We start from the raw sequence: 17,685 nt of genomic DNA on the forward strand, positions 1-17,685 counted from the left end.
GCTACACCTCCTCGTTGACCGAAGGCAGTTCATCATTTCTGCCGTCGGGAAACCAGGAAAACCCATCCCCGTCAACGACCCGGACTCTCCGGACAAATCCGGCGAGCAATTCCGACAGCTCACGTTCCAGCTTCTTCCGCTCCGCTCCCATGGGGGAAACCTGGACCAGACCCGCTGAATCCGCTTCGCCGGGGCGGTCCAGTACAAAAAGCCACCGCCGGCGGGAGGAACGGATATCCGCGGCCAGCCGCCCGGCTTTGCAGGAAGAATTATTCTCCCCTATTAATAATATTCGTACAGTTACGGCAAATTCTTCACCCTGGGATTCAAATTTAAAGGGAAATACCGCCCATCTGCGGCCATTTTTGCCCGGAAGCCGGTTAAGTATGCCCTGAACGGTTTCTCCGGAAGCGCCGGCCGCGGCCATTTCCCGGACAGCGGATGCGTCCGGCGGGACCTGCCGCGGTTTATCCGTCTTTTTTTCCGGATCGCCGGCATCGTCCCTGGTTCCGCTGCCGGAGCGGCCGCTTCCTCCGCCGGAAGAATCCCCGGAATTGGATCCCGGGGGAGAATCTTCGCCGGAACCGCCCCGGGAGCCGGGATCAATGGCATCCGCGAACAGGTGGAGGGATTCCTTGGTAAGCACCGCCCCCTTGTCTTCCGCGGCGGCGGCCCCCAGGGCAGCGGCTTCCCGTCCATGCCTGAAGCTGCTGATAATCCGGTGAAACTGAAGCAGCCGGGAGGGTTCGAGGTCCAGGGAAAAATAACGGGCGAAGGAAATAAGGGACGCCGAAAGCGCATCCGGGGGAAGCCCCAAAGAAGTGATGAGCTGTTTTACATTCTGCGGAATTTCCGACCCCAGTTTATGGGGCTGCACAAAAAAAGCGTCCGCGGAGGGAAGAGATTTGCCGGCGTAGGCCGCAGCGGAATTGTTACTGTCTGCTGAATTTGATAAAAGCGGGGACGGCGCGTTTGTTTTAGCCTGGCCGGATGAAACATCACGTTTCATCCGGTGAGCGTCCGGGAAATCCGGAGGCGTCAGCCTCACGGAAAACCTCAGTTCTGGGCGGCTTCGGCTGTGGTATTGGCAGTTTCCGCCGCGGGAGCCGCTGCCTTGGCAGCCGCTTTAGCAGCGGGGTTCTTCTTGATGATAAGCTCTTTAATCTTCGCAGCCTTGCCGATCTTGCCCCGGATATAGTACAGTTTCGCCCGCCGTACTTTACCGGGCCGGACCAGTTCAACCCGGGCGATCCGGGGTGAATGAATGGGGAATACCCGTTCTACGCCGACGCCGTAGGAGTTTTTGCGCACGGTGAAGGTTTTTCCCACCCGGCTGTTTTTCATGGCAATAACCAGGCCTTCATACACCTGGATACGTTCGTTTTTTCCTTCAACAATTTTGAAGTGAACCTTGACGGTATCACCGACTTTGAACGAATCCAGTTCTTCCTTCATCTGGGAGGCTTCGATAGCCCTGATCTCATTCATGTTTCCCCCTCGGGATCCGCCGCGCAATCCTGCGCGTCCCGCATCTCCTGTATAAGTTTACGCGTCTCTGCGTCAAAGGCATCTTTTTCCAGTCCCCGGCGGATCAGATCCGGCCGGACCAGCAGGGTTTTTTCAACCCGCTGCCTTAAACGCCAACGCCGTATGTTTTCATGGTGACCCGAAAGCAGAACATCCGGGACCCGCATCGTACCATAAATTTCCGGCCGTGTATACTGGGGATATTCCAGCAGTCCGTCGGAAAAACTCTCTTCCTCCAGGGACTCCGGGGTTATCACCGCGTCAATAAGCCGGTAACTCGCGTCTATGACCACCAGGGCCGCTACTTCCCCGGAGGAAAGCACGTAATCCCCGATAGAAATTTCATCATCCACATAGGCATCGATAATCCGCTGGTCGATGCCTTCGTAGCGGCCGCAGATGAGCACCAGCTCTTCTTCCGCCGCGAATTCCCGGGCAAGCTCCTGGTTAAAGGGCTTCCCGGAAGGGGATAGATACACGACCCTTGGCCGGCTGGATTCCGACGGCGGTCTGCCCGGGACAACACCCTGGGCTTCCAGGGCCATCCCCAGGGGCTCGGCCATCATAAGCATTCCCGCGCCGCCGCCATAAGGGCTGTCGTCGCAGCTGTGGTGCTTATCCAGGGCAAAATCCCGTATATTGACGGCACGGTACCCGATTATGCCCCGCTGCACGGCCTTGGCCATGATGGAACTGGAAAAAAAGGCGTCCACAATCTCGGGAAAGAGGGTCAGGACCGTATACTTCATTCCAGAATCCATGGTTCCAGGAGCACCGCACGGCGCTCCGTAAGGTCTATGTCGCCGAAAAATTCCTTTCTGAAAGGAACGAGCCGGTATTCTCCGGAGCTGAGGCGGATCTCAATCAGTTCTCCGCCGCCGCCTTCCATAACATCGGTAATTTCCCCGACCGGGGATTCGGCATCCCCCGTATATACAACCCGAAGCCCCTTGAGGTCTTCGATATAGTATTCATCCTCATACAGCGGAACCGCCTGGTCCCGGTCAACCAGGATTTCCGCGCCCGCCAGAAGCTTTGCCGCTTCGGGGCTGTCGATTCCCCGGAATTTCACCAGCAGCGCCGCCGCCGTATCGGTTACTTCCTCAATTTCGTACTGCTGTTCCCGGCCTTTGTGCCAGAGGACAGCGTTTTTTAGTTCAAAAAAATGGTCCCGTTCACCGGAAAGGGACCGGATTTTTACAAAGCCTTTTATGCCGTGGGGACTCCCCACGAGGCCGGCAACAAAACGTTCAGTCAAAGGGAATCCTAGTCCAGTATCTCCAAAACAGTCCGCTTGCCGCTTTTTGCCGTGGCCGCCTGGAGCACCGTGCGGATAGCCTTGGCAATGCGCCCATGTTTTCCGATAACCTTGCCGATATCATCGGGGGCTACCCTAAGTTCGAGGATGGTGGATTTTTCTCCTTCAATGACATTTACCTGCACCGACGAAGGATCATCCACCAGGGATTTGACAATATATTCAACAAGATCTTTTTCCATTACAGACTCCTTATACGGGATATACCATTTTCCGCATTACACATTCCAATCCTGAGAACGCGCCGCGCCGCGGCATGTTAAGTAAAGAAAAGGATTATAAGGAGATGCTCTTTTTGTTCAGAATCTTATGGACCGTATCGGAAACCGTGGCGCCGTTGGAGAGCCAGGTTTTTACTTTCTCGGTATTCAGCTGAATCTGCTTGTCTTCGGTTTCAATCGGATGGTAGTATCCGAGTTCGTCAATGGTTTTGCCGTCCCGGGGAGCCCTGCTGTCCATGACAACGATACGGTAATAGGGTCTCTTCTTGCTGCCAAATTTCTTGAGCCTGATTCTTGCGGCCATTAAAGTCCTCCTAAAAGTTCCACTTTCGGTGAAGTCCGATCAGCTGGATTAAACCGGCAGGGGCTCGGACAAACCCGCCTGACGGTTACGGTTCGCCATCACAGGGCGTGGGATTCAGTTATACCGGAAAGCGGCTGATTAGTCAAGGATGAGGGGGAGCACTGAGCTGTATATGCACCAAGAACCCGAGAATCAGTTCTGCGGGTCCTGGTATACAACAGAGGGCATGGCTCCGTGTCGGCCTGCGGCCTCGAAAGTCGCTCATGCCCTCTGTTGTATACCACCCGGCGTTACCTTTTCGACCGGGTACTTGGTGCTTCTACCTGCCGGGGATAACTATTTCCGGCGGGCGGCTCCCCCTGATTTCAGCCTCATCGCGGGAAAACGTTCCGTTTTGCCGCTCCGGGGGCTTCCATCACCCCCACTTCTGGTTCTCGGTCCGGCTGCCTTTCAGGTGTCTGTGTTTTTAACGTCCCCAAAAGGGTTACTGCGGGTCCTGGGAGGGCTTTTCGGGGCCTTTTCCGGAGGGGCGGCCGCGGTCCTTCATATCGGCGATGCCCACCAGCACGACTACTATGCCCGCGAGGAACAAAAGAACCGGGACAAAACCTTTAAGGAAGAATACCACCGCGGGGCCCCAGCCGAGTCCGGCGGGGATAACCGCGGCAACGGCGGCGAGAAGAATTACAATCCCGATAATCAGCGATTTCATACACGGTCTCCTGGTGCGGGGCGCCTTATCTTCGGCGGGTTTTGCGGGCCACCATTACCATAAAGGCGGCGATAAAGAAAATCGTAGGCAGATTGGGCAGTATTATGGATACCAGCGGAATCCTGCCGATGGAGACCACATTGTCCCCGACAATACCAAAGTTTTCAAGTATGGAATATACGGTTTCCACGTAAGCCGCTATGGTCCCGATCACAATGAGCATCCACGCTATGTCCCTGGTTTTAGACCAAAGCATGATAGCGAAAAAAGACGCCAGCGCACCGAGCAGCAGACGGCTGGAAATAAATATAATTTCACCTATATCCATATTATATTCCTTTAATTTAAGTTTCTGATAATCAGAAACACTTACAATCGGAAATAGTCAAATAATTCAGATTATTTGACTATAGTATCCTTTCTTACGGCTGAAATGGCAAGAGTGAAATCAACAACCCCGCCCTGAAGTCGAACCTACGGTTCGGCGGGGTATGTTGGTTCTGCAAGGTATTCGCACATCGCGTAAGCGATGTATATAATCCTTTCCATATCAGAACCAGCCGAAGGCTGAAGGATTGTATGTGGGTTTAACCCAGGCGAAGCCTGGATTAAACCCACATGCGAATAAGTTTTGCCGCTTCCCCCGGAGACATTTCGCCGGGAAGTATAGCCGGAAGGTCCGGGGTCGGCGGAAGGATAAATCCGGCTTCCAGGAACCGGAGAAACAGGCTTTTGTAGGCTTCTTCGTCCAGGAGGTTCTGAAATACCAGATAGATACCGGTCCGTTTCCAGGGCCCGTTCTGAAGGGCTCGGTCCACGGCGGAGTAATTACGCCAGGACCGGAGGGCCTGCCCTTCCCCGGCCAGGGTATGGACAACCCTGGCGGCGGCGGAAAGCAGTACCGGCGAAACCGGATCGGATCCGGGAAATGCCGCCGCTGCCGAAGCATCGAGGGCGAGAACCCGGAAGGAATGCTCCAGGGGAAGGGGCAGAACCGGCATGAGAACGGGCTGGTCTTCCGGAACCGTGAATATCCGGGAGGGATCATCGGAAAGGAATGGCCGCCAGAGGGTGATGCCTCCGGACGCGGCCGGATCTGTTTTTAAGGCAAAAGCCGGGTCCAGCAGCGGCTTGTCCGCAGGAACCCGGTACCCCGCGGCTTCCAGAGCCGCCTCAAGGGAACGGTCATCCCGGTACACCCGGAATTCCCTGCCGGGGAACAGCCGGCCCAGGGCTTTTTCCAGCCGGCCCAGGCCTGTGGGGTCGAAAAAAGGCGCAAAGAGTCCCCGGGAGGCGGTGTTTTTCAGCACCTGGAGCATTCCCGGCGGATTGTGACCCAGGAGAGCCCTGCCGCCGTACTGCCAGAGATCCAGAAAACGGCGGCCGTCCCCGGTGTACAGCCGGTATCCCCGGGCGCGCCGGATAGGAGGAATATACTGCAGCAGTCCGGAACCGGACCCGTCATCATACATAGGCTGTCCTCAAAAATCGTCCGCTTGGATTTTCATAAACCGGGAACTCTGGAATTCGCTTAAAAAACGGACTTCTCTTCCGGTTTCAAACCCGACCTGAATCACCGGGCCGTCATCCCCTTCCCGGATATTGGTCACCGCCCCGTACCCGTAATCATCGTGGAACACCCGGTCCCCAACCTGCCAGCGGCCGTCGGAGGACCGTTTCGCCTGCCCGTTTATCGGTCCGCTCCGGTTCGGAACCATCCCGGAGGACCGGTCCGCCGGGGGCTGCTCCGTCGGGGTAAACCCGTAGGGACAGCTTCCTATGATACGGACAGCGTCGGGGGTTATTTCATGGAGAAACAGGGAGGGCTGCGTCGGCTGGGTCCGGCCGAACAAACGGCGCTGGGCGCAGGAAGTGATATACAGTTCATCCATGGCCCGGGTGGCCCCGACGTAAAACAGCCGCCGCTCTTCCTCAAGGTCATCCCCCTTCTTGTCGTCCCGGGGGAACACCCCCTGTTCAAGGCCGGTCATGATGACCCGGGGAAATTCCAGTCCCTTGGTGTTGTGCAGAGTAATCAGGGTAACCGCATCATCAACGCCTTCATCCTGTTCCATAGAACGGTCCAGTTCCACGTGCTCCAGAAATTCCAGAAGCCCCTCCTCGCCGGCGGGGTACAGACTGGCGGCGTTGGCCAGTTCCTGGAGGTTGGCGATCCGCTGGTTGCCGGCAATTTCATCGTGGGCCAGATGGTATTCGGCGATCCCCGCGTCCTGGACGAGCCGGACCACACAGGCGGAAAGGCCCACGCCGCCCCGGAGATCGGGGGCGGCTTCCTTTTTTTTCCCGCCCTTCTTTGATTTGGTTTTCGGGCTTTCAGGGTCAGAGGCGGAACCACCGCCGTCATCTTCACCGCCGGGACCGTCCCCCGAGAGAAGCGTCCGGGCGCCCTCCACCGCGGAAAGAAAGGTCTCAAGACCGGCTTTTGCCTTCGCGGACAGCGAAGAAAGCACTCGCCGGGAAGCGGCGGCCAAATCGCCCTCCAGTCCGTCCTGGGATAAGCCAAGGCCGCCGTCTCCGGCAAACATCCCGGCGGACGCTTCCAGAACGATACGGTCCACAGTGGCCGCTCCCACCCCGCGGGCGGGCTTATTCACTACCCGGCGGAAGGCGACTTCGTCCCGTGGATTCACCAGGAATGAAAGGAGGGCCAGGGCGTCCTTGACTTCCTCCCGTTCGTAAAACTTAAGGGATCCCACCACCCGGTAGGGGATGCGCCGCCGGAGAAATTCCGTCTCAAATCCCAGGGACTGGGCGTTGGTCCGGTACAGAACCGCCCAGTCGGAATACCGGGAAGTCTTCCCGGAAACGGACTGGCCGATGAGTTCGGCGCAGAAGGCCACCTCCGAATCCTGGTCCGGCAGGAACGCCAGGGTCGGCGTCTTGCCCGGCCCCCGTTCGGAGCGGAGCTTTTTGCCGAGACGGCCCTCATTGTGGTCCACCACGGAAGAGGCCAGATCCAGGATGGGGGCGGTGGAACGGTAGTTGCGTTCCAGCCTGACGATCTCCGTTCCCGGGAAACGGTCCGGGAATTCAAGAATGTTCCGGACTTCGGCGCCCCGGAACCGGTAAATCGACTGATCGTCGTCGCCCACCACACAGACGTAGGTTTCGGGTCCGCAGAGCGCCTTGAGCAGCTCGAACTGGGCGACGTTGGAGTCCTGGTATTCATCCACCAGAATAACCCGGAACCGGTCCCGGAAACGCTGTGCGAGTTCCGGCGAGACCCGGAGGGCTTCCACGGGTTTTTTGATGAGGTCCCCGAAATCCACATTGCCGATCTGCAGCATCCGCTCTTCGTACCGGGCGTAGGTTTTGCGGAAGCTGCTCCGGTGTTCAATAATATCCAGTTCCGGATCATCGGGATTGAGAAAGTAGTCCTTGGCCCGGGCAATGAGATGGGCGGTATGCTTTACCTCCGCCCGGGATGAATCTCCCATAAGTGTCGCCAGCAGGGAAACCGTGTCGTCGTCATCGTAGATTACGAAGGACGGATTGAGCCCCAGCACGGAGCCGTTCCGCCGGAGGAACCACGCGCCGAAGGAATGGAAAGTCCGGAGCATGGCATCCCCAGCCCGGGGTTCGATAATCCGGGCCCGGTCCGCCATTTCCCGGGCGGCTTTATTGGTAAAGGTCACCGCCAGGATCGACCGGGGATCCATTCCCCGGTCCCTGATGAGATAGGCGATCTTGGTGGTAATAACCCGGGTTTTGCCGGAGCCGGCCCCGGCCAGGATCAGGAGCGGACTGCCGCTGTGGAGCACTGCCTCCTGCTGTTCCGGATTAAGCGTCTCCAGGTACGGCGGAACCTGCGCCGCGGGCTTGCTGTTTTTACTCATGAATGTACGCCGCGTCCAGATCGAAGCCGGAGCGGGAAAATACCCTGCCCCGGATAAAGGTCCCCGGCGTCAGAACGCCGTCGGCATTGATCACCGTGGCGCCGTCAACCTCCGGCGCCTGGGCCGCGGTCCGGCCCAAGTAGAGGCCGTCCTCATTGGTAACGGCCTCTTCCACCAGAATATCCAGGGTTTTCCCCACGAACCGGTCCATTTGAGCTTCGGTGATGGGAATCTGGCGGTCCTCGATCTGCTGCTTCCGGTTTTCGGCAACGCATTTTGCCACGGCCGGTTTCATGCCGAACGCGGGGGTATCTTCCTCCCGGGAATAGGCGAAAACACCGAGCCAGTCGAGCCGGGCTTTTTCCTGGAAATCAAGGAGCTGCCGGAAATCTTCTTCGGTTTCCCCGGGGAAGCCCGTCATAAAGGTGGAACGGACCACCGCGCCGGGCAGGGCCTGCCGGATAGTACCGATCAGCTCAAGATACTTCGGGGCCGATCCCCGGCGGTTCATGGCCTTGAGAACGGGCTCCGAGGCGTGCTGAAAGGGAATATCGAAGTACGGCAGGATCCGGGGATCCCGGCGGCAGATATCCAGGATTGGCAGGGGAAAATTATCGGGATGAATATACAGAAGGCGCACCCAGAACCGGCCTTCCAGGCCGGAAATGGTATTCAGAAGCTCCGGGAGGCGGCAGGTACCCGGTTCAAAGGCGCCCGCGGCGCCGTCTATTCCGTAGGAACCGAGGTCCTGGCCGATGATGCAGAGTTCCCGGATGCCCCTGTCCAGAAGCGTCCGGCATTCATCGGTGACGGCCGCAATGGGGCGGCTCCGCAGGGGGCCCCGGATATTCGGGATGGCGCAGAAAGAACACCGGTTGTCGCAGCCTTCGGTGATCTTAACATAGGCGGACCCCGGCAGGGACAGGAGATTCCGCTCCCCCGTAAAGCAGGCAAAATCCCTGAGACCGGAGGTATCAATGGACGGAACCAAAGGTTCCCCGGGACCGGCCATGGCCTTCTCCGCGGCTTCGGCGATCAGGGAAAGGTCCCCGTTCCCGAAAATCATATCCGCTTCCGGCAGATCGCCGGCCAGTTCCGCGGCGTACCGCTGGGCGAGACAGCCCGCGAGGAGTATTTTTTTGTCAGGGTACGCCCCCCGGAAGGAGAAAACCGCGTCCAGGGATTCCCGTTTCGCGCTTTCAATAAACCCGCATGAATTGATTATTATAAGATCCGCTTCGGAAGGGTCGGCCACGGATAACCAGCCGGACTTATCCAGGATAAACATCATGGTTTCGGCGTCTACCTGGTTTTTTACACAGCCGTAGGGGTCGAGAAAATACCGCACAGGATCAGTCGAGCCGGACAAGTACCAGTTTGTAGCGGCCGTCGTCGTCCCGGACCCACCGGAGATCCGCTACCACCACTTCGCCGGGCCCGCCGATTTCCAGATCCACCGTTCGGCCGCCGCCGATTACCTGGAGGCGGACGGCACTGGCATTGGAAACCCACATACGGATTCCGTTCTGGGCCTGGATATTCTGCACATCCGCTTTGTGGAAGTACCGTTCCTCCCGTTCCCGGCGGTCACTCTCCCACCGGAACATACAGTATCCCTTAAATGTAGCCTGGAGAGTAAACGGATACGCGCTGGGGGATGTAAAGATCGCCGGGGCCGAAGCCGCGCTGCCGCTGATAACCTCGGGACTCACAGCCGGAGCGGAACCGCCCGCGGCGGCCAGAACCGCGCCGGCTTCTCCGGTGCCGGCCATATCCATATCACCGGCGCCGGCAAGATCAAAGCGGATGAGACCGCCTTTGGAAGGATCGTTTCTGATAAAATCCGACAGGGTAATGCTGATATCATCCAAGCCATCCCCGTCGAGATCGATCCCTTTCTCCTGGCTGAGATCCAGGGAAATAGTACCCAGGGGACTCGAAATAAGCGCCGAATCCCCCAAAGAAATAAGTTCCATCTTAAACTGGTCGTTCCCTACGGGGATAAGAATTGAATCCCCGATATATAGACGCCGTTCCAGGGACGCGGTTTCAAGGGTGTATTCCGTAGGGGTCCGGTTCTGAACAACCGGGGCGGGATCGGCCCGGGGGATTTGCAGGATGCCGTAAACCGCCCCCGCGATCAGCCCCACCAGGACAACCGCGATCAGCACAATAAGAAGGGGTTTCGGAAAATGGCGCTGCGGCTTAAGCAGCTGTTCCACGGGAACCGGCTGTTCCTGGATACGCAGTGACCGGTACAGAGACATAAGCTCCTGCACATCCAGGCCAAGGTATTCACCGTAATTCCGGAGAAAACCGAGAATATAGGGCTCCCCGGGAAATTTCGAAAAATCCTCCGCCTCCAGGGCCTCCAGATACCTGCGGGCAATATTGGTTTCCCTGCCTACATGATCGAAACTGTAGCCTTTGCTTTCCCGAGCATTCCTTAATTTTTCTCCCAGGGATTCCACGGGATTCCTCCTCCGGCCTCCGCTGTCCGTTACGGGGACTGCCGAATATCAGTATTTTTTCAATAACAGGGCTGTAAGAACCTGCCGTTCTGCGTCAAGCTTAATCAGTATCTCTGAACAGGAAATTGTTGAACCGGTTAGCCGAAGCCGGTGAATCATACACAAAACGCTGTTCCGGTATACCCTGGTTAATCCTTGTATCAAGAAAGTCAAAACGGACAATGCCGTCGGCAATGGTCCGCCCTTCGATACGCCGGATCAGCAGCGTTTCGGGGTTTATATCCATCAGTATCTCCCGGAACCCTTCCGAAATGGAACGGCGGCTCAGGCGGAGTTTTACCACCATTTCTTCGGAGCCGTCCTCCAGCGGAACAGGCTCCGGTCCCCGGACAAAAGCCGGAATATAATTCCTCCGCAGCAGCATCAGTCCCTGGGCCGTTGCCAGGGATGCGCTCCCGGCTCCGGTGGATCTCCTGGCGGATGAGCTGATACTCTGCTCAAGGGTCGCCCGGTAATCAGGGAGGTACACCGTAAGGTTATCACCGTTGAAGGCAATAACCTGTTCCGCGGGGGTGGAAAAATCGATCCGCAGAAACGCCGGCGCCAGATGGCTGAGGGTGCCGAACATTTCGTTGTTTCCGGACCGGATTACGATTTTCGCCTCATAATCCCTGATGGTTCCGTAACGCTCCCCTACATTTGAAAGATACCGCTCCGCGGTTATAATTTCTTGAGAAAAAAGAGAAAAAATTCCACTAAAAAGGAAAATAATACAAGAGATCTGCCGTCTCATTATGGTACTCCGTAAAAAAACTCCGTTCCTTGGAACAATCAATATATACTACCCGAGTCCCGAATGGTATACAAGCACCCGGTTGAGTATACCACAGTTTGGCCGTGCCGTGCAGAGAATTATACCGGAAGCTGTATTCTCCGCTCTTCGGGATCATCAGCCCGCCGGTAAAATACCGCCACATTCCCGATAACCCGCACCAGTTCGGCGCCGGATTTCTCAGCCAGATTCCTGGCCGTATCCATACGGTCCTCTTTGAAAGCCACAAAACGGAGTTTTACCAATTCCCGGTGCTTGAAATCCTCAGCCAGGGCGGCGGCGACTCCGGGGGAATTTCCCTCCTTGCCTACCATAACCGTAGGGTTCAGTGAAGAAGCGAGTTTTGACAGATAACTCCGCTGTTTACTGGAAAGCATAGATACTCCTCAATTATACATGCTCAGGGTATACAATTTTTACAAAAATGACAAATGGCATGTACCGGGACAGCCAGGGTACACATACCGTGTGTGAAAACACAGCAGCATGAGATTACGGGTCCGGGGGTCCTGCCGAGGTAAATGGGGATTTGGCTCCTCAGCGGCCCTCGGCCTCGAAAGTCGCTCAAATCCCCATTTACCTTGGCACCCCGCGTTACCGGTACGGTACATGCTGCTGTGCTTTCCCGGCAGTTTGGCATATCCCGGCTGCCCCGACCTTGGAAAGGGGCTCGTGATACGGCAGCACCTCCACTATCGATTCCGCACTATTCCCGAAGCGTCCCCTCATACCCAGCCCCCTGTCCATGGCAGTGTACCTGAATAAACACAGCACCGGCACAGAAGCATGGTGCAAAATAGGTAACGCAGGGTGTCACAGAGTATGGGGTATGAGCGACTTTCGAGGCCGAAGGCCGACACGGAGCCATACCCCATACTCTGTGACAGGACCCTCGGCCCTGTTGTCACCATGCTTCTGTGCTAAGTAAATTGTAATATTTCAGATACCCTGCCGTCCCTGCCATTTGCCCTATCTTTAGCCCTGTGCTATGCTTTTATTGTAGAGAAAACAATTGAACCTTCCCGCCGTTACTGCGGAAGAGGCTTTTAAACCCCATATCTACCCAGGTTGGTATCATTTTGTTGAGGACAATTCTTAAAATAGCAGCACAGGCCGGAATTTTAATGTCAGCTATTCTGTATATTGCCGCGTGCGGCAGTACGGGCACCGAAAACCCATCCAAAGACCAGGAATCCTTCAGTACGGTCCGCAGCGAGCCGGGCCAGGTGCCGGAATACGGTGAAGGCCGGACAGTACCGGAACAGGAAATTACCCCCAGCCGTGGGGAACAGGTGATGAAAGCCCTGGCCGCGGCGTATCCCGATATTTTGGGGCCCGCGGAATCCCGGGACGGCGACTGGGCGGTCCCTCTGCGGGGACAATGGTATTATTACGCAGAAGGCCGCCTGCTTCCGGAGGATATGCGCAGCCGGGCTCTGGAGTTCGATCCCCAGCCGTTTTACAACTACATCGCGGACCTCCCCCCCTGGAAAGAACCCTCCGCGGAGGAGGCTGAACGGTTCGCGGCGGCGGCAGACCGGAGGAGCGCCCGCCCATCCCGGCGGTCCCAGCATTTTTACGATGCCCTGTGGCGGGCCCACGACCGGAACGAAGCCTATGAACGGGTAAAGACCATACGGTTTCTCGGCCACAATGTCCTGGTGCACTACTACATTTTAACCGAACTGTCCCTGGTGGAGGAACGGATCCTCGAGGAAGCGAAAACCGATCCCGAAGTCCGCCAATGGGTGGATGAACTGAGTACCCTTACCGGCTGGAACTGGCGGGGTATCGCGGATACCCAGAGCCGGAGCCTCCACGCATACGGCATCGCCATCGACCTGCTTCCCCGGAATCTCCGGGGACGGGAAACCTACTGGCTTTGGGCGGCGGAACACACCCCCGAATGGTGGGCCATTCCTTACAACCGGCGATTTCACCCGCCGGAGGCGGTTATCAAGGCCTTTGAAGCCTATGGTTTTATCTGGGGCGGAAAGTGGGTCTTTTTTGACACCATGCATTTTGAGTACCGGCCGGAGCTGCTCATCCTCAGCGGCATAGAAATGGAAAAACACCGGTAACGGCACCGCTAGACTTATTTTATATATTAGAGTAATTTAATAATAACACCAATCCAATAGCTACACATGACAGTATTAATGGCTATTTGTTGAAAACCACAATAGGGAGGAGAATTTACGGCAACCGTGGGAGAACAACATGACCGGGGTGGATGTACGTAAATTATTCAGCATGAACATGAAACGCCTCAGGGCAAAACAGGGATTTTCCCAGCTGAGCCTCGCCAATGAAGTCGGACTGGCGCACAACTTCATTAATGATATTGAAAACGGCAAAAAATGGGTTTCGCCGGACACCATAGCCAAACTTGCCAACGCCCTCAAGGCGGAACCGTATCAGTTTTTCCTCCCTGCGTATAAAATCAGCAAGGATAACGCGGAACTGATCTCCAGCTATATTGACGACATATCCGAATCATTCCTCAAAGCCGTCGGTGAACTGAAGAACCAATACCATCTGGACGACGACGAGAACGAGCCGGATTAACCGGGAACTTCCCCGGCCGCCGCGGGAACCGTTCCCCCGGCAACCGCGTTCTGTCCGGTTCCCGTCAGGGCTTTGAATTCCTTTTCATCAATAGTTTCTTTTTCCAGGAGCAGAACCGCGATTTTTTCCAGAAGATCCTGCTTCTGTCCGAGAAGCTCCTTTACGATGCCGTACTGGGTTTCAACCATGTGGGCGATTTCCTCATCAATATACTGCTGGGTCGCTTCGGAATACTCCCGGTGGAACATGGGTTCCTGGCTTTGGCCGCCCATCATGCCCGCACCGCGCTGGGTCAGGGCAACGTTTTTAAAGCGGCTGCTCATACCGTAATCGGTAATCATCTTGCGGGCAATGTCCGTAGCCTTGGTCAGGTCGTTGGAAGCGCCGGTGGAGATTTTCCCGAAAACCAGGTCTTCCGCGGCGCGGCCCCCCAGGAGAACGTTTATTTTGCCCAGGAGTTCATCCTCGGTCATGAGGTACCGGTCCTCCACGGGCATCTGCAGGGTATAACCCAGGGCCCCGAAGCCCCGGGGAATGATCGATATTTTCTGCACCGGGTCGGACCCCGGGGTAAAGGCGGCCACCACGGCGTGGCCTGTTTCATGGAAGGCCACAATACGCCGCTCATCATCGGAAATGATGCGGTTCTTCTTCTGGAGGCCCGCCACGGTTTTTTCAATGGCTTCCTCAAAATCCTTCTGATGCACGACTTTACGGCCCGCGCGGACCGCCAGGAGGGCGGCTTCGTTTACGATATTCGCCAGGTCCGCCCCCACAAACCCCGGAGTTCCCCGGGCGACCGCGGCGAGATCCACGTCGGGAGACAGCTTTACCGCGGTGGAGTGGATACGGAGAATAGCCTCCCTGCCGTTCAGGTCCGGGCGGTCCACCAGAACCTGCCGGTCAAAGCGGCCGGGCCGGAGCAGCGCCGGGTCGAGTACGTCCGGACGGTTGGTGGCCGCCAGGATAATGAGCCCGCTGGTGGCGTCGAAGCCGTCCATTTCCACGAGAAGCTGGTTGAGGGTCTGTTCCCGCTCATCGTTGCCCCCGGCGATATTGTTGATCCGGCTCTTTCCGATGGCGTCGAGCTCGTCGATAAAAATAATGCAGGGCGCCTTTTCCCGGGCCTGCTTGAACAGATCCCGGACCCGGGCCGCCCCGACTCCAACAAACATTTCAACAAAATCCGCGCCGCTCATGCGGAAGAAGGAAACCCCCGCCTCCCCGGCGACCGCCCGGGCAAGGAGGGTCTTACCCGTTCCCGGCGGACCTACCAGAAGGACGCCCTTGGGAATCTTACCGCCGATATCGGTGTATTTTTTCGGGTTTTTAAGAAAATCAACCACTTCGACGAGCTCTTCCTTGGCCTCGTCCACCCCGGCCACATCCCGGAACCGCGTTTTGATATCCCCTTCGGCCACGATGACCGCCCGGTTCTGTCCCGCGGCAAGTACGTTGTTGCCCATGTTACCCAGGCGCCGGAGGAGGAACCGCCAGATAAAAAAGAAAAACGCGATAGGCAGAACCCAGCTGAAGATAATGTTCAGCACGGTGCTGCCTTCCCGGGAAACCGCGTAGTAGGAGACGCCCTTTTCGTCCATGAGCTTTATGAGATCCGGATCATTCAGGGGAACCGTCCGGAAGGCTTCTTCCGAACTGCTGGACCGGACCGTCAGGGGAATGGACGCCGTTGGAGGCGGCTCGGGCTTTTCCGAGGTATATCCGGTAAAATACGTATCCGACAACTCCACCCGCTTGATTTCGCCGGAGCTGATCTTGGCCTTAAATTCCGAAAAATCAATCGTAGGATTAACCTTGTTGAGAAATACGTAGTTAAACAGGCTCATCCCGATTACCAGGATTAGTATGTATATAATTGAGAATTTCCATCCGCCGAAGGGATGATTCTTGGGATTTTCCTGAGGAGGGCCCCCGAAGGGAAACTGGGGGCCGGAATTTTTATTTTTTTTCTTATCCCGGGGCTGGTCGCCGTCGGGTCTGGAATCACTCATTCATAACTCCTGGTTTTCTTAAGCATATCAGATAATCCGGTTATTTGCCCCTGTTTCCGTCCCGTTTTTTACGGAAATATCGATCTTTTGGTAGGGTATTTCGATGTTTTCTGCGTCAAACCGTTTCTTTATATCAATCATGATTGAATTTTTAAGCTGCCAGTAGTTGTTTTTTTCAAACCAGATACAGAACAGCAGGGTGATACCCGAACTATCAAAGCTGTCTATGCCGAAAAACGGTTCCGGATTGTCCAGACAGTAGATGTTTTTGACCGCCAGTTCGGTCAGAACGGCCTGTACCCGCTCCAGATCCTCTTTATATGCGACACTGAGTTTGAGATCAAGCCGGCGGATGGGGAACCGGGTCACGGTAACCACGTTGGATTTGATGATGGTCTCATTGGGAATCCGCACAAAGGTATTGTCGTAGGTCCGCAGCTTGACCGACAGCAAATCCACCGAAAGCACCACCCCGGTAACATCCTCCACGGTGATGGCGTCCCCCACCTGGAAGGGTTTTTCCGACAGCAGGAACAGGCCGGAAATCAGGCTCGATACGGAGGTTTGGGCGGCGAAACCAATGGCAATTCCCGCGATTCCCGCCGCGCCCAGGATTGCGGAGGTATCGATGCCCATACTGTTGAAAATAAAAAGCAGGGCCATGACCAGGCCGAGGTACTTGATAACTTTTTTTACGATGAATGTCCGCTGGTCGCTGACATGGCCTTTCAGGAGTTTCCCCAGAAAAAGCTGGATCAGGTTAAAGATTATGATAATGACAAAGACCGTAATTACCGTGGTCACGACCTGGTCGAGCAGATCCAGGGGATCACGGTTGCGGAAAACCTTGGTGAACGCATTGGTTATGGCTGTTGTGTCCATTGATACCTCGTCTCAGTGCTGGATGGCGGTTAAGGTTTTGAGGAAATCCACCCCCCGGTGGATGAGAACTTCCCCGACACCGCCCCGTGTCCCGGAGGTGATTTTTTTGTAGGCAGGGTGGCTCCGGGTACGGACGAACATTTTGAGTTCACCCCCGGAGAGACCGTCCATGACAACTGTATCGCTGATCAGGTGGTCCTTGTATTCATAGACGTTGAGTATATCCGTGTAAATGGCAAGGTGGTCGAGATCCATGGGCACTTTGGAAATATTCCGCACCACCATCTCACAATGGATCAGGGACAGAGCATCGGAAAACAGGATCGATTCCGGATCCTGCTCGGCCTCACTGTTTTCCGGTTCCCCGCCGGCGGGGGTATTCCGGACCCGGGGCACCAGACTGGTCGGCAGGGACACGCAGAGAGTTCCGGACATGGTATCCCCGAACCAGGTTTCGGAAAGCCGCAGGGGCATGGCTTCCGCCAGGGTTTCATCCTTGGTTATCTCGAACCGCACCACCGGCGGAAGGGTAACATCGAACCGGGTTTCCGCGCCGGGGAGGAGCCGTATGCTGTTCTGGACCGATACGAGATAGGGCTTATCGCTTAAATATGGGCGCAGGGCTATCCGCTTTCCCTTTCCGATGGAAAAAACGGTTTCCATATCATCCGGGGGATCGGCTTCTTCGGGTCCGCGGAAATCGGCGGTCATTTCGGCGTACCCGGTCCGAATAAAACCCGCCCGCCACTCTTCATCTTTTTTCTGGATGTACGCGAAGGCTCCGTTGAGACTCCATCGGTACCATTGGCCTTCCCGGGGTTCAAAATGATTCCACATACTGTTCCTTTTTAAATACCGGCGCCCACTGGTCAATCAAAGAATTTTCTACAATACTTCTTTACGCGGGCATTCGGAGGATTTACAATAATTCCGCCGGATACCGGATGTATATTACTATTGAAAATATCTCCCCTCTATTAG

Annotated in this window: 19 protein-coding genes; 2 read left to right on the top strand and 17 right to left on the bottom strand. The window is 56.2% G+C overall.

Translation table 11 applies throughout. The annotated features are described in order from the left end of the window. Position 1 precedes the first annotated feature (1 nt). From JFL75_RS12450 to JFL75_RS12515, 14 genes are all read right to left on the bottom strand, one after another. Positions 2 to 1,009: a hypothetical protein gene (locus JFL75_RS12450; protein ID WP_215627007.1), complete on the bottom strand. Its 1,008-nt coding sequence runs from the start codon at positions 1,007 to 1,009 to the stop codon at positions 2 to 4. Between the two features lie 47 nt (positions 1,010 to 1,056). Next, a complete protein-coding gene (gene rplS / locus JFL75_RS12455; protein WP_215627008.1) occupies positions 1,057 to 1,488 on the bottom strand; it encodes a 50S ribosomal protein L19 in 432 nt (143 codons plus the stop codon). Continuing rightward, positions 1,485 to 2,276, bottom strand: a complete 792-nt coding sequence (trmD, locus tag JFL75_RS12460; RefSeq protein ID WP_215627009.1) for a tRNA (guanosine(37)-N1)-methyltransferase TrmD — start codon at positions 2,274 to 2,276, stop codon at positions 1,485 to 1,487. Before trmD ends, rplS begins: the two co-directional genes overlap by 4 nt. Beyond that, positions 2,273 to 2,785: a ribosome maturation factor RimM gene (gene rimM / locus JFL75_RS12465; protein ID WP_215627010.1), complete on the bottom strand. Its 513-nt coding sequence runs from the start codon at positions 2,783 to 2,785 to the stop codon at positions 2,273 to 2,275. Before rimM ends, trmD begins: the two co-directional genes overlap by 4 nt. A gap of 8 nt (positions 2,786 to 2,793) precedes the next feature. Beyond that, entirely contained in the window at positions 2,794 to 3,027 is a 234-nt protein-coding gene (locus tag JFL75_RS12470; protein ID WP_215627011.1) for a KH domain-containing protein, read from the bottom strand. Positions 3,028 to 3,121: 94 nt separating this feature from the next. Then, positions 3,122 to 3,370 carry a 30S ribosomal protein S16 gene (rpsP, locus tag JFL75_RS12475; protein ID WP_215627012.1) on the bottom strand — a complete coding sequence of 83 codons (249 nt, stop codon included), beginning with the start codon at positions 3,368 to 3,370 and terminating at the stop codon, positions 3,122 to 3,124. Between the two features lie 484 nt (positions 3,371 to 3,854). After that, positions 3,855 to 4,082 carry a hypothetical protein gene (locus tag JFL75_RS12480; RefSeq protein ID WP_215627013.1) on the bottom strand — a complete coding sequence of 76 codons (228 nt, stop codon included), beginning with the start codon at positions 4,080 to 4,082 and terminating at the stop codon, positions 3,855 to 3,857. A gap of 25 nt (positions 4,083 to 4,107) precedes the next feature. Next, on the bottom strand, positions 4,108 to 4,410 hold the full coding sequence (locus JFL75_RS12485) for a hypothetical protein (protein ID WP_215627014.1): 303 nt from the start codon (positions 4,408 to 4,410) through the stop codon (positions 4,108 to 4,110). 280 nt (positions 4,411 to 4,690) lie between these two features. Next, a complete protein-coding gene (locus JFL75_RS12490) occupies positions 4,691 to 5,554 on the bottom strand; it encodes a hypothetical protein (RefSeq protein ID WP_215627015.1) in 864 nt (287 codons plus the stop codon). A 9-nt stretch (positions 5,555 to 5,563) separates the two neighbouring features. Then, positions 5,564 to 7,939, bottom strand: coding sequence for an ATP-dependent helicase (locus JFL75_RS12495; RefSeq protein ID WP_215627016.1), 2,376 nt, complete (start codon positions 7,937 to 7,939; stop codon positions 5,564 to 5,566). After that, on the bottom strand, positions 7,932 to 9,287 hold the full coding sequence (gene rimO, locus JFL75_RS12500; protein WP_215627017.1) for a 30S ribosomal protein S12 methylthiotransferase RimO: 1,356 nt from the start codon (positions 9,285 to 9,287) through the stop codon (positions 7,932 to 7,934). The genes JFL75_RS12495 and rimO overlap by 8 nt, the downstream gene beginning before the upstream one ends. 4 nt (positions 9,288 to 9,291) lie before the next feature. After that, the gene (locus JFL75_RS12505; RefSeq protein WP_215627018.1) at positions 9,292 to 10,410 is read right to left on the bottom strand and encodes a helix-turn-helix domain-containing protein; all 1,119 of its coding nucleotides are present in this window, start codon (positions 10,408 to 10,410) and stop codon (positions 9,292 to 9,294) included. 100 nt (positions 10,411 to 10,510) lie between these two features. After that, positions 10,511 to 11,203, bottom strand: a complete 693-nt coding sequence (locus JFL75_RS12510) for a LolA family protein (RefSeq protein ID WP_215627019.1) — start codon at positions 11,201 to 11,203, stop codon at positions 10,511 to 10,513. A 119-nt stretch (positions 11,204 to 11,322) separates the two neighbouring features. Continuing rightward, the gene (locus JFL75_RS12515; protein ID WP_215627020.1) at positions 11,323 to 11,619 is read right to left on the bottom strand and encodes a YhbY family RNA-binding protein; all 297 of its coding nucleotides are present in this window, start codon (positions 11,617 to 11,619) and stop codon (positions 11,323 to 11,325) included. A 747-nt stretch (positions 11,620 to 12,366) separates the two neighbouring features. Between JFL75_RS12515 and JFL75_RS12520 the strand changes: the two genes are divergently transcribed. Continuing rightward, positions 12,367 to 13,323, top strand: a complete 957-nt coding sequence (locus JFL75_RS12520; protein WP_223292644.1) for a M15 family metallopeptidase — start codon at positions 12,367 to 12,369, stop codon at positions 13,321 to 13,323. Between the two features lie 139 nt (positions 13,324 to 13,462). Further along, complete coding sequence (locus JFL75_RS12525) at positions 13,463 to 13,810, top strand: helix-turn-helix domain-containing protein (RefSeq protein ID WP_215627021.1); 348 nt, start codon at positions 13,463 to 13,465, stop codon at positions 13,808 to 13,810. Here the strand turns inward: JFL75_RS12525 and ftsH are convergent. Genes ftsH through JFL75_RS12540 form a run of 3 tightly spaced genes read right to left on the bottom strand, consistent with a single transcriptional unit; the run spans position 13,807 to position 17,541 of the window. Beyond that, on the bottom strand, positions 13,807 to 15,822 hold the full coding sequence (ftsH, locus tag JFL75_RS12530) for an ATP-dependent zinc metalloprotease FtsH (protein ID WP_215627022.1): 2,016 nt from the start codon (positions 15,820 to 15,822) through the stop codon (positions 13,807 to 13,809). The genes JFL75_RS12525 and ftsH overlap by 4 nt on opposite strands. 27 nt (positions 15,823 to 15,849) lie before the next feature. Next, on the bottom strand, positions 15,850 to 16,704 hold the full coding sequence (locus JFL75_RS12535; protein ID WP_215627023.1) for a mechanosensitive ion channel family protein: 855 nt from the start codon (positions 16,702 to 16,704) through the stop codon (positions 15,850 to 15,852). A gap of 12 nt (positions 16,705 to 16,716) precedes the next feature. Continuing rightward, positions 16,717 to 17,541 (bottom strand): DUF432 domain-containing protein, encoded by an 825-nt coding sequence (locus JFL75_RS12540; RefSeq protein ID WP_215627024.1) that lies wholly within the window; start codon positions 17,539 to 17,541, stop codon positions 16,717 to 16,719. Positions 17,542 to 17,685 lie beyond the last annotated feature (144 nt).

This window comes from Breznakiella homolactica, assembly GCF_016616095.2.
Taxonomy (GTDB): Bacteria; Spirochaetota; Spirochaetia; order Treponematales; family Breznakiellaceae; genus Breznakiella; species Breznakiella homolactica.

What these genes read in the sequence shown, in the direction of transcription:
- JFL75_RS12450 (WP_215627007.1), bottom strand. Translation starts at nt 1,009, where the DNA reads ATGAAACGTGATGTTTCATCCGGCCAGGCTAAAACAAACGCGCCGTCC.
- rplS (WP_215627008.1), bottom strand. Translation starts at nt 1,488, where the DNA reads ATGAATGAGATCAGGGCTATCGAAGCCTCCCAGATGAAGGAAGAACTG.
- trmD (WP_215627009.1), bottom strand. Translation starts at nt 2,276, where the DNA reads ATGAAGTATACGGTCCTGACCCTCTTTCCCGAGATTGTGGACGCCTTT.
- JFL75_RS12470 (WP_215627011.1), bottom strand. Translation starts at nt 3,027, where the DNA reads ATGGAAAAAGATCTTGTTGAATATATTGTCAAATCCCTGGTGGATGAT.
- rpsP (WP_215627012.1), bottom strand. Translation starts at nt 3,370, where the DNA reads ATGGCCGCAAGAATCAGGCTCAAGAAATTTGGCAGCAAGAAGAGACCC.
- JFL75_RS12480 (WP_215627013.1), bottom strand. Translation starts at nt 4,082, where the DNA reads ATGAAATCGCTGATTATCGGGATTGTAATTCTTCTCGCCGCCGTTGCC.
- JFL75_RS12485 (WP_215627014.1), bottom strand. Translation starts at nt 4,410, where the DNA reads ATGGATATAGGTGAAATTATATTTATTTCCAGCCGTCTGCTGCTCGGT.
- JFL75_RS12490 (WP_215627015.1), bottom strand. Translation starts at nt 5,554, where the DNA reads ATGTATGATGACGGGTCCGGTTCCGGACTGCTGCAGTATATTCCTCCT.
- JFL75_RS12495 (WP_215627016.1), bottom strand. Translation starts at nt 7,939, where the DNA reads ATGAGTAAAAACAGCAAGCCCGCGGCGCAGGTTCCGCCGTACCTGGAG.
- JFL75_RS12510 (WP_215627019.1), bottom strand. Translation starts at nt 11,203, where the DNA reads ATGAGACGGCAGATCTCTTGTATTATTTTCCTTTTTAGTGGAATTTTT.
- JFL75_RS12515 (WP_215627020.1), bottom strand. Translation starts at nt 11,619, where the DNA reads ATGCTTTCCAGTAAACAGCGGAGTTATCTGTCAAAACTCGCTTCTTCA.
- JFL75_RS12520 (WP_223292644.1), top strand. Translation starts at nt 12,367, where the DNA reads ATGTCAGCTATTCTGTATATTGCCGCGTGCGGCAGTACGGGCACCGAA.
- JFL75_RS12525 (WP_215627021.1), top strand. Translation starts at nt 13,463, where the DNA reads ATGACCGGGGTGGATGTACGTAAATTATTCAGCATGAACATGAAACGC.
- ftsH (WP_215627022.1), bottom strand. Translation starts at nt 15,822, where the DNA reads ATGAGTGATTCCAGACCCGACGGCGACCAGCCCCGGGATAAGAAAAAA.
- JFL75_RS12535 (WP_215627023.1), bottom strand. Translation starts at nt 16,704, where the DNA reads ATGGACACAACAGCCATAACCAATGCGTTCACCAAGGTTTTCCGCAAC.
- JFL75_RS12540 (WP_215627024.1), bottom strand. Translation starts at nt 17,541, where the DNA reads ATGTGGAATCATTTTGAACCCCGGGAAGGCCAATGGTACCGATGGAGT.